This is a genomic window from Streptomyces sp. ITFR-16 (assembly GCF_031844705.1).
Taxonomy (GTDB): Bacteria; Actinomycetota; Actinomycetes; order Streptomycetales; family Streptomycetaceae; genus Streptomyces.
On the sequence record NZ_CP134609.1, the window covers coordinates 2,215,175 to 2,225,361 of the forward strand.

8 protein-coding genes are annotated in these 10,187 nt (G+C 70.8%); 3 read left to right on the plus strand and 5 right to left on the minus strand.

The features are described 5' to 3' along the window. Nucleotides 1–28 precede the first annotated feature (28 nt). The 3 genes from RLT58_RS09715 to RLT58_RS09725 form a co-directional block, all read right to left on the minus strand. A complete protein-coding gene (locus RLT58_RS09715) occupies nucleotides 29–367 on the minus strand; it encodes a P-II family nitrogen regulator (protein ID WP_136330688.1) in 339 nt (112 codons plus the stop codon). Then, nucleotides 364–1,716 carry an ammonium transporter gene (locus tag RLT58_RS09720; RefSeq protein ID WP_311310001.1) on the minus strand — a complete coding sequence of 451 codons (1,353 nt, stop codon included), beginning with the start codon at nucleotides 1,714–1,716 and terminating at the stop codon, nucleotides 364–366. The genes RLT58_RS09715 and RLT58_RS09720 overlap by 4 nt, the downstream gene beginning before the upstream one ends. Before the next feature lie 369 nt (nucleotides 1,717–2,085). Continuing rightward, nucleotides 2,086–3,561 carry a transcriptional repressor NsdA gene (locus RLT58_RS09725; protein WP_311310002.1) on the minus strand — a complete coding sequence of 492 codons (1,476 nt, stop codon included), beginning with the start codon at nucleotides 3,559–3,561 and terminating at the stop codon, nucleotides 2,086–2,088. Nucleotides 3,562–3,984: 423 nt separating this feature from the next. On the opposite strand from RLT58_RS09725, the gene RLT58_RS09730 reads away from it, so the two are divergent. Further along, a complete protein-coding gene (locus RLT58_RS09730) occupies nucleotides 3,985–4,626 on the plus strand; it encodes a bifunctional DNA primase/polymerase (protein ID WP_311310003.1) in 642 nt (213 codons plus the stop codon). A 102-nt stretch (nucleotides 4,627–4,728) separates the two neighbouring features. Here the strand turns inward: RLT58_RS09730 and ftsY are convergent, their stop codons facing one another. Next, nucleotides 4,729–5,940, minus strand: coding sequence for a signal recognition particle-docking protein FtsY (ftsY, locus tag RLT58_RS09735; RefSeq protein ID WP_311310004.1), 1,212 nt, complete (start codon nucleotides 5,938–5,940; stop codon nucleotides 4,729–4,731). A 107-nt stretch (nucleotides 5,941–6,047) separates the two neighbouring features. On the opposite strand from ftsY, the gene RLT58_RS09740 reads away from it, so the two are divergent. Together RLT58_RS09740 and RLT58_RS09745 are read left to right on the plus strand one after the other, a co-directional pair. Then, the gene (locus tag RLT58_RS09740) at nucleotides 6,048–7,439 is read left to right on the plus strand and encodes a purine-cytosine permease family protein (protein ID WP_311310005.1); all 1,392 of its coding nucleotides are present in this window, start codon (nucleotides 6,048–6,050) and stop codon (nucleotides 7,437–7,439) included. A gap of 57 nt (nucleotides 7,440–7,496) precedes the next feature. Then, nucleotides 7,497–8,462, plus strand: a complete 966-nt coding sequence (locus tag RLT58_RS09745) for an LLM class flavin-dependent oxidoreductase (protein ID WP_311310006.1) — start codon at nucleotides 7,497–7,499, stop codon at nucleotides 8,460–8,462. A gap of 99 nt (nucleotides 8,463–8,561) precedes the next feature. Here the strand turns inward: RLT58_RS09745 and RLT58_RS09750 are convergent, their stop codons facing one another. Beyond that, nucleotides 8,562–9,980 (minus strand): sugar porter family MFS transporter, encoded by a 1,419-nt coding sequence (locus RLT58_RS09750; RefSeq protein WP_311310007.1) that lies wholly within the window; start codon nucleotides 9,978–9,980, stop codon nucleotides 8,562–8,564. Nucleotides 9,981–10,187 lie beyond the last annotated feature (207 nt).

Here is a 10,187-nt window from a genome sequence, read left to right on the forward strand (position 1 = left end):
GCTGCCTTTCCGTGTGCGGAACTGTCGGTCAGAGTGCGTCCGGGCCGCGTTCGCCGGTGCGGACCCTGATCGCGGTCTCGACCGGGACGCTCCAGACCTTGCCGTCACCGATCTTGCCGGTCCGGGCGGCCTTGACGACGACATCGATGAGCTGTTCGGAGTCCTCGTCCTCGACGAGGACCTCGATGCGGATCTTCGGGACGAGGTCGACGGTGTACTCGGCGCCCCGGTAGACCTCGGTGTGGCCGCGCTGACGCCCGTAGCCGCTGGCTTCCGTGACCGTGAGGCCCTGGACGCCGAAGGCCTGGAGGGCCTCCTTGATCTCGTCAAGCCGGTGGGGCTTCACGACTGCGGTGATGAGCTTCATGCGTCCACCTTCTTGTTCGTCGGGGCTGCCGTGGTGCCGGGCGCGGGGGCCGTGGAGCGGGCGGACGAACCGCCGCCGGCGCCACTGAAGTCGTACGCCGTCTCGGCGTGCTCGACCTGGTCGATGCCGGAGACCTCGTCGTCCTCCGTGACCCGCATCCCGATGGTCTTGTCGACCAGGAAGGCGAGGATCGCGGAGACGACCAGAGAGTACGCGAGGACGGCGAAGACACCGACGGCCTGCTTGCCGAGCTGGTCGAGACCGCCGCCGTAGAAGAGGCCCTTGGCGTCGGACTGGACCCCGCCGGTGGCGAAGAAGCCGATGAGCAGGGAGCCGACGATACCGCCGACGAGGTGGACGCCGACGACGTCCAGGGAGTCGTCGTAGCCGAACTTGTACTTGAGGCCGACGGCCATGGCGCACAGGACACCGGCGATGGCGCCGACCGCGATGGCGCCGAGCGGGCTGACCGCACCGCCGGCCGGGGTGATGGCGACGAGTCCGGCGACGGCGCCGGAGGCGGCACCGAGGGTGGTGAAGGAGCCGTGGCGGAGCTTCTCGTAGCCGAGCCAGGCGAGCATCGCGGCGGCCGTGGCGACCTGGGTGTTGACGAACATGACCGCGCCGACGCCGTCGTCGTTGCCGAGCCAGGACCCGGCGTTGAAGCCGAACCAGCCGAACCAGAGGAGACCGGCACCGAGCATGACGAGCGGCAGGCTGTGCGGCCGCATCGGGTCCTTCTTGAAGCCGATGCGCTTGCCGATGACGAGGATCACGCCGAGGGCCGCGGCACCGGCGTTGATGTGGACGGCGGTACCACCGGCGAAGTCGATGATGCCGAGCTCGAAGAGCCAGCCGCCCGAGCCCCAGACCCAGTGGGCGACCGGGAAGTAGACGACGGTGACCCAGAGGGTGATGAAGAGCGCCCAGGAGGTGAACTTGACCCGGTCGGCGAGGGCACCGCTTATCAGGGCCGGGGTGAGCACGGCGAACATCAGCTGGAACACGGCGAAGACGTAGACCGGGATGGTGTAGCCGTCCCAGAGTTCCGTGACGCCGATCCCGCTGAGGCCGACGAAGTCCTGGCTCCAGCCGATGACGGAACCGGCGTCGGTGCCGAAGGCGAGGCTGAATCCGTAGAGCACCCACAGGATCGTGACGATCCCGAGGCTGATGAAGCTCATCATCAGCATGTTGAGGGTGCTCTTGACCCGGACCATGCCTCCGTAGAAGAAGGCCAGGGCCGGGGTCATGAGCATCACCAGGGCCGAGCAGATGAGCATGAACCCGGTGTTGGCGGCAGACAGCGTCGGGGCGTCTGCTGCAAGCGTCGTGATGCCTGGGGGCATCGGCGTCTCCTCGTCGTCGGTGCGGCCGCGTGCGGGCGGTGGGGGCACAACCACGTGCGGGACCACTGGGGAAAAGGTGCGGGCCGGTTATGCGCCATGAGATTCGCCCAGCGCCGTTTCGGCCGATGCCGCACGATGTTTCACCGCAGTGACGAAGGGGACGGACGTGTTACGTCCCCATGAACCGCCCGTGGCGTACCCACGCTGGCGCCTACTCTGCGGCCGGAGCCGCATACGGCGCGGTTACGACGCACCGTCGGGGGAACGACCACACGAACCGGCCACGGCGACCACCCGGTGACCTGGCAATGGGGGGGGAGCCGAAGTCGGTCTGTGCGGGGTGGTCGTCGTGGCCGGGGCAGAGGGTGCCTAGACCGCTTCGACGGTCTCGGGCAGCTGTTCGATGAGAAGTTCGGTGAGCCGGGCCACCTCGGGAACGTCCCCGAAGTCCCTGGCCGCGGTGTCCACGGTCTTGCGCAGCCGGGTGTTGACGCGCTCGGAGCGGACCTTCTTGGCGACCCGCAGCGCCTTCTCGGCCGGTGCGGTGCAGGCCTCCGGCTCGCGCTTGAGGAGATGGACCGTGGCGAGGCCGATCAGATTGAGCGCGTACGACCGCTGGTGCTCGTCGTCCTCGCCGAAGAGCTGGACGGCCTTCTGCATCACGGGCTCGGCGAGGGAGGCGTAGGTGGGGCTGCGGCCGGCCACATAGGCCAGGTCGCGGAAGGAGTGGGAGTTCTCCCCGTTGAGCTCGGCCTCGGAGAAGAAGCGGATCCAGTCGGGCTCAGGCTCGCCGTCGATGCCCGCGTCGAGGAAGGTGTCCTCGGCCATCCGCACGGCCCGCTTGCACTTGCTGGGCTGGCCCATGTTGGCGTAGGCGCGGGCCTCCATCGCATACAGCATGGCCTGTGTGCGCGGGGTGGCGCAGTCGCGGCTGCCGTACTGGGCGAGGTGGATCAGTTCGAGCGCGTCGTCGGGGCGGCCGAGGTGGATCATCTGGCGGCTCATGCTGGACAGGACGTACGAGCCGAGCGGCTTGTCACCGGCCTCCTTGGAGGCGTGCAGGGCGAGCACGAAGTACTTCTGGGCGGTGGGCTGGAGGCCGACGTCGTAGCTCATCCAGCCCGCCAGCTCGGCCAGTTCGGCGGCGCAGCGGAACAACCGCTTGGCGGTGGCGGCCGGCTGGGGCTCCTGGAGCAGGTCGGTGACCTCGTGGAGCTGGCCGACGACGGCCTTGCGGCGCAGTCCGCCGCCGCACTGCGCGTCCCACTGGCGGAACATCGCGGTGGTCGATTCCAGCAGGTCGAGCTCGGGGCCGGAGAGGCGCGAGGGGCGGCGGGCGGCGGCGGCCGACTCGGGCTCGGCGGACCCGGTGGAGGCGACCGGCACCAGCCAGCGCTGCATGGGCTCGATGAGGGCGGGCCCGGCGGCCAGGGCGAGGGAGCTGCCGAGGAATCCGCGCCGGGCGAGCATCAGGTCGCTGCGGGAGAACTCGCTGAGCAGGGCGACGGTCTGCGGTCCGGCCCAGGGCAGGTCGACCCCGGCCACGGAGGGCGCCTGGTGCGCGGTGCGCAGCCCCAGCTCCTCGACGGCGACGACGGTGCCGAAGCGCTCCGAGAACAGCTCGGACAGGATGCGCGGGATCGGCTCGCGCGGCTGTTCGCCGTCGAGCCAGCGCCGCACCCGGGAGGTGTCGGTGCTGATGTGGTGCGCGCCCATCTGACGGGCGCGGCGGTTGACCTGGCGGGCCAGCTCACCCTTCGACCAGCCGCTGCGCACGAACCACGATCCCAATTGCCCGTTCGGGCGCTTGCCGGCATTCGCATCGCCTGCGCCGCTGCCACTCACTGGAACGCCCCCATCCCGCCGAATACTGTCGCGCGAACCACTATCAGAATGCCGCGAACCGATGCGGCGTGTACGGATGTTGCGCGCGATCGAACAGAAAATCGGGTTGCCTCCGGCATACCCTCGAGCACACATACTTCCATGGTTCGTGTACCGACGGTAATCCTACGATCACCCGTCCGGCGAGGGCGATCGCGGAAACGCCACCATTCGCCACCCCTTCGAATGAACGCCACCGCGGCGGGGCGCGATTCACTTGACAGACAGCGATCAGCGGCAGGCGCAGGGTTGCACCCAGGGGCGCGCGGACCGGTCCGCACTCCCGGTCGGGCGCCCCGCGCAACCGGACCACGAGGGGCGGCGGAGTGCGGCGACCGCACTGCGGTCCGTAACCACCGGTGAGTTGGACCCGTTGGAGGGGGCATGGGCTTCACGATCGGCGGCATCCGTGAGATGCGACCCGGCTCACGGCGCCGCGGCCGTGCGGCCGAGGGCACGGGACTGTGGGGCTGGGCCGTCATGCCCGGCGCCCGCGCGGCGGACGGCACCTGCTCGTGCGGGGACGCCGGCTGCCCCTCCCCCGGCGCCCATCCGCTGGGCTTCGCGGACGAGGTGCCCGCCGGGGCGACACTCGGCACGGCGGCGGCCGCCTGGGCCGAGGTGCCGGGCGCCTCGATGCTGCTGCCCGTGGGCCGCAGCTTCGATGTGCTGGAGGTCGCCGAGGCGGCGGGGCGCCGGGCGCTGGTGCGGATGGAGCGGATGGGCCTGCCGCTGGGGCCGGTCGCGGTGACCCCGTCGGGCCGGGCGCAGTTCTTCGTGGCCCCGGGCGCCGCCGACGAACTCCCCGGGCTGCTCTACCGGATGGGCTGGGACGACGCGGGCCTCGACCTGCGCGCGCTCGGCCCGGGGTGCCACATCACCGCGCCGCCGTGCGACGAGGGCGGCCTCGGCCCGGTGCGCTGGCTGCGCCCGCCGGCCCTGGACACGGCGGCTTCGCCCCCGGAGGCACGGCTGCTGCTGGGCACTCTGGCGTACGTCTGCCACCGCTGCACGCCCTGCGGCTGAGCCGGAGCGGACCCGCCGCCCCGACAGCGAGGAGCCCGGCCGCACAGGGTGTGCGGCCGGGCTCCTCGTCGTCTCCGCGGAACGCGGGTTCCGGTCGGGGGCTCAGTCCCCGATCAGGGCGTCCACGAACGCCTCCGGCTCGAAGGGGGCCAGGTCGTCCGGGCCCTCGCCGAGTCCGACGAGCTTCACCGGCACGCCCAGCTCGCGCTGGACGGCGATGACGATGCCGCCCTTGGCGGTGCCGTCGAGCTTGGTGAGGACGATGCCCGTGATGTCGACGACCTCGGCGAAGACGCGCGCCTGCACCAGGCCGTTCTGCCCGGTGGTGGCGTCCAGGACGAGCAGGATCTCGTCGAGCGGTCCGTGCTTCTCCACGACCCGCTTGACCTTGCCCAGCTCGTCCATCAGACCGGTCTTGGTGTGCAGCCGGCCGGCGGTGTCGATCAGGACGACGTCGGCGCCCTCGGCGATGCCCTCCTTCACGGCGTCGAAGGCGATCGACGCCGGGTCGCCGCCCTCGGGGCCGCGCACGGTGCGGGCGCCGACGCGCTCGCCCCAGGTCTGGAGCTGGTCGGCGGCGGCGGCCCGGAAGGTGTCGGCCGCGCCGAGCACGACGCTGCGGCCGTCGGCCACGAGCACCCGGGCGAGCTTGCCGGTGGTGGTGGTCTTGCCGGTGCCGTTGACGCCGACGACCATCACGACACCGGGGGTGTCGACGCCGCTCTCCGTCTTCACGGCGCGGTCGAAGTCGGTGCCGAGCAGGGTGAGGAGCTCCTCGCGCAGCAGGGCGCGCAGCCCCTCGGGGGTACGGGTGCCGAGGACGCGCACGCGCTCGCGGAGCCGTTCCACCAGCTCCTGGGTGGGGGCGACGCCGACGTCGGCGGTCAGGAGGGTGTCCTCGATCTCCTCCCAGGTGTCCTCGTCGAGGTTGTCCCGGGACAGGAGCGTGAGCAGCCCCTTGCCGAGGGAGTTCTGCGAGCGGGCGAGCCGGGCCCGCAGCCGGACGAGCCGGCCGGCCGTGGGCTCGGGGACGTCGAGCGCGGGCGCCTCGGGCGCCTGGGGCTCGGCGGTCTCCGGGGCCTGCCCGGCGCCCTCCTCGGCCGGCGGAAGGCCGACCTCCTCGATGGTGCGGCGCGATTCGTCGCGCGGCGTCTCGGCCTCCTCGCCGACATGGGGCTCGGCGGGAGGAGTGATGGTCGGCGTGCTCGACGGTGCCGGGGGCAGCTGCTTCTTCTTGCGGCTGCTGACCACGAGCCCGCTGATCACGCCGACCGCGACCAGGGCGATGACTACAGCAAGGATGACGAATTCCATAACCCACCCAGTATCAGTCACGTGCGGCGGCAATCGGGGTACGGGCCGCGCCACGGAATGCGGCCGGGTGTTATGCACCGTATGCCGGTAAAGGTACGATCCTCGCCGTGGAGACCCGTGGCCTGGACCCCGTGCCCGACAGCGAGCGCACCGGCCGGGTCCGGACTCTCTTCCCCACCTGGGCGGCGGCCAATATGACCGTGCTGCTGCTCACCATCGGCGCGGGGCTCGTCGTCTTCAACGGGCTGGGCTTCTGGCAGGTGCTGGCCGTCGCGGTCACCGCGCCCCTCGTCTCGTTCGGCCTGGTGGGGCTGATCTCGGTCGCGGGGAAGCGTGGCGGGGTCCCCGGCATGGCGCTCTCCCGTGCCGTCTTCGGCCAGCGGGGCAATCTGGCCCCGGGCGCCCTGATCTGGGTCGCCCGCTGGGGCTGGGAGACGGTGAACGCCGTCACCGGGGCGTACGCCCTGCTGGCGGTGCTGGACCTGCTCTTCGGTATCCGCTCCACCTCGGCGCTGATCATGGTGACGCTGCTCGCCTTCGTCGCGAGCAGCTTCCTGCTGTCGGGGCTCGGCTTGCGCGCGCTGCGGGTGTGCTGCACCTGGTCGGCGTATCTCTTCGGCGGGTTCAGCGTCCTGGTCCTGGCGCATCTGGCCGCCACCGCCCCGTGGCGGGCGGTGCTGGACCGGCCGGCCGGGACGACGTCGATGATGATCGCGGGGGTCGGCACCCTGGCGGCCGGCGGCATGAGCTGGGCGCCCGCGGGGCCGGACTTCACGCGCTATCTGCCACGCACCGCGTCCGGCGGGGCGATGGTCGCGGCGGCCGTCGGCGGAGCGGGCATCGTCTTTCTGCCGCTGGTGCTGATGGGGGCGGTGATGGCGGTGGGAACTCCGGGGCTGGCCGTCACGCGTGATCCGGTCTCGTTCATCGGCGCATTGCTGCCGGACTGGATCTCCGTTCCCTATCTGGTCGTCGCGGTCGTCGGCATGGTGCTGATCAATGCGATGTCGATGTATTCGGCGGGATTCACCGCGCAGACCCTGGGATTCACGATCCCGCGCGCCTGGGCCGTCGGGGTGAATGCCGCGATCAGCCTGTTCCTGGGATCACTGCTGATGCTGGTGGCGAGCAGTTTCCTCGACTCGTTCGTCTCCTTTCTGAATCTGCTCGCGGTGACGTTCTCCGCGTGGATCGGCGTGTTCGGCGCGGATCTGCTGCGGGGGCGCGTCTACGACCCGGTGGCGCTGATGGACACCACTCCCACCAGCGCGTACTGGTACACGGGCGGCTTCTCCCCGCCCGCGGTGACGGCCTGGGCCGTCGGGCTCGCGGTGGGGCTGCTCTTCACCGGCGTGGAGTGGTTCAACGGCCCGCTCGCCGCCACCTGGCCCGGCCGCAGCGGTCTGGGCTGGGCGGTCACCATCGTCGTCTCGGGCGGCCTGTACGCGGCCCTGCCCCGGCCGGCGGCGCCCGTGCGCTCCGCACCCCTACACTTCTGACGCTGCGTCAGCTAATGTCCGGGCTCGCCCAGCCCGCCCGGCGAAGGGGACAGCGTCATGGCCTTCACAGTCGTCCGGTTCAACCTCGTCGATCCCGCCGCCACGCCCGATTCCCTCTCGGAGCGCTACCGGGCGACGCTGGAGATGGCCGCGTACGCCGACGCGCACGGCATCGACACCCTGCAGACCGAGGAGCACCACGGCGCCGCCAACTCCTGGCTGCCCTCCCCCTTCGTGCTCGCCGGAGCCGTGTTCGGGGCCACCCGACGGATCGCGGTCACGGTCTCGGCGGTCATCGGGCCGCTGCACGACCCGCTGCGGCTCGCGGAGGACATCGCGGTGCTGGACCTGCTGAGCGGGGGCCGGCTGGTGACGGTCGCGGGCATCGGCTACCGGCCCGAGGAGTACGAGCGGGCGGGCGTCGAGTGGGGCAGGCGCGGCCGGCTCCAGGACGAGCTGCTGGAGACGCTGCTGACGGCGTGGACCGGGGAGCCGTTCGAGTTCCGGGGCCGTACGGTGACAGTCACCCCGCGTCCGTACACCCGCCCGCATCCGCTGCTGCTGGTGGGCGGCAGCTCACGGGCGGCGGCGCGGCGGGCGGCCCGGCTGGGGCTGCCGCTGTTCCCGAGCGCGCATCTGCCGGAGCTGGAGGCGTACTACCACGAGCAGCGGGCGGAGCACGGCACGGAGGGTTTCTGCATGATGCCCGCGGCCGAGACCCCGCTGCTGCACGTGTCCGAGGACCCGGACCGTACGTGGGCCGAGTACGGCGAGCACTTCCTGCACGAGGCGCGTACGTACGCCTCCTGGCAGTCCAAGGACATCCGCTCGGCCGTCCGCTCCGGGGCGACGACGGTGGCGCAGCTGCGGGCGGAGGGCGTCTACCGGATTGTCACCCCCCAGGAGTGCACGGACCTGGCCGGCCGGCTGGACAGCCTGGTGCTGCATCCGCTGTGCGGCGGCATGCCGGTCGAGGAGGGGTGGCGCAGCCTGCGGCTGTTCTGCGGGGCCGTCGGCGCCTGAGACGCGTACGGCCCCGGATCGCGGGCGCGATCCGGGGCCGTACGGTCTTCGAGGGGAGGGGCAGCGGGGGCGGGGTGGCCCCGGCCGCCCGGACCCGCCCTAGCCCATCTCCTCCAGTGCCTTGCCCTTGGTCTCCTTGACGAACTTGATGACGAAGGGGATCGAGAGCGTGGCGAAGCATGCGTAGATGATGTACGTGCCCGACAGGTTCCAGTCCGCGAGGCTCGGGAAGCTCGCGGTGATCGCCCAGTTGGCGATCCACTGGGCGGAGGCGGCGACGCCGAGGGCGGCGGCGCGGATCCGGTTCGGGAACATCTCGCCCAGGAAGACCCAGACGATGACACCCCACGACAGGGCGAAGAAGAGCACGAAGACATGGGCGGCGATGAGCGCGACCGTGCCCTGGGCGGTGGGCAGTTTGCCGTCGACCAGGTCGGCGGAGAAGGCCCAGGCCTCGAAGGCGAGGGCGACGGCCATGCCGCAGGAGCCGACGAGGGCCAGCGGGCGGCGGCCCACCCGGTCGACCAGGATCATCGCGATGACCGTACCGATGATGTTGATGATCGACGTGGTGAACGAGTAGAAGAACGAGTCGGTCGGGTCGATGCCGACGGACTGCCACAGCGTCGCCGAGTAGTAGAACGCCACGTTGATGCCGACGAGCTGCTGGAAGACCGACAGGCCGATACCGACCCAGACGATGGGCAGGAAGCCGAAGCGGCTGCCGAGCAGGTCCTTGAAGGAGGACTTGTGCTCGCGGTGCATTGCGGTCTCGATCTCGGTGACCCGGGCGTCGAGGTCGACGCCCTTGCCCTCGACCTCTTCCAGGATCTGCCGGGCGCGGTCCTTCTTGCCCACGGAGATCAGGAAGCGCGGCGACTCGGGGATCGCGAAGGAGAGGAGCCCGTAGAGGACCGCGGGCACGACCATCACGCCGAGCATCCACTGCCAGGCTTCCAGCCCGCCGATCTTGCCGCGCTGGTCCCCGTCGGCGATCTGCAGGATGCCGTAGTTGACCAGCTGGGAGATGGCGATGCCGATGACGATGGCCGCCTGCTGGAAGGAGCCGAGCCGGCCCCGGTAGGCGGGCGGGGAGACCTCGGCGATGTACGCCGGGCCGATCACCGAGGCCATGCCGATGGCGAAGCCGCCGATGATGCGCCACATCGCCAGGTCCCAGAGCGCGAACGGGAGCGCGGAGCCCACGGCGCTGATGGTGAACAGGACCGCCGCGATCTGCATGCAGCGGATGCGGCCGATGCGGTCGGCGATCCTGCCCGCCGTGGCCGCGCCGATCGCACAGCCGATCAGCGCGATGGCGATGACCTGGGCGAGGGTGCCGGAGCCGATGTCGTACCGGTGCCGGATCGCCTCGACGGCGCCGTTGATCACGGAGCTGTCGTAGCCGAAGAGGAAGCCGCCCATGGCGGCCGCGGCGGTGATGAAGATGACATGGCCGAGGTGGTCCGGATGAGCCGCCCGGGCTCCGGGCTCTGGTCCCTGCGATGTGCTGGTCACGTGAACTCCTGATGCCTGGCCGCAACGTCAGGCGTGGGGGGTGAGCTGCTCCCAGTGGCGCATAACTTCTTCACTGCCACCACTTGAAGCTAAAAACGACGTTGCAGACACTATTCGTTCAAGTTTTGAAGTTAATACCGGGGTGCACACCCGTAACAGAGCGAGATCCACCCAGGTGCACTCAAAAGGCACGTTGAAGTCTTGAAG

Excerpts from the sequence above, each read along its gene's own strand:
- RLT58_RS09720 (WP_311310001.1), bottom strand. The coding sequence starts at position 1,716 with ATGCCCCCAGGCATCACGACGCTTGCAGCAGACGCCCCGACGCTGTCT.
- RLT58_RS09745 (WP_311310006.1), top strand. The coding sequence starts at position 7,497 with ATGGCCTTCACAGTCGTCCGGTTCAACCTCGTCGATCCCGCCGCCACG.
- RLT58_RS09715 (WP_136330688.1), bottom strand. The coding sequence starts at position 367 with ATGAAGCTCATCACCGCAGTCGTGAAGCCCCACCGGCTTGACGAGATC.
- ftsY (WP_311310004.1), bottom strand. The coding sequence starts at position 5,940 with ATGGAATTCGTCATCCTTGCTGTAGTCATCGCCCTGGTCGCGGTCGGC.
- RLT58_RS09730 (WP_311310003.1), top strand. The coding sequence starts at position 3,985 with ATGGGCTTCACGATCGGCGGCATCCGTGAGATGCGACCCGGCTCACGG.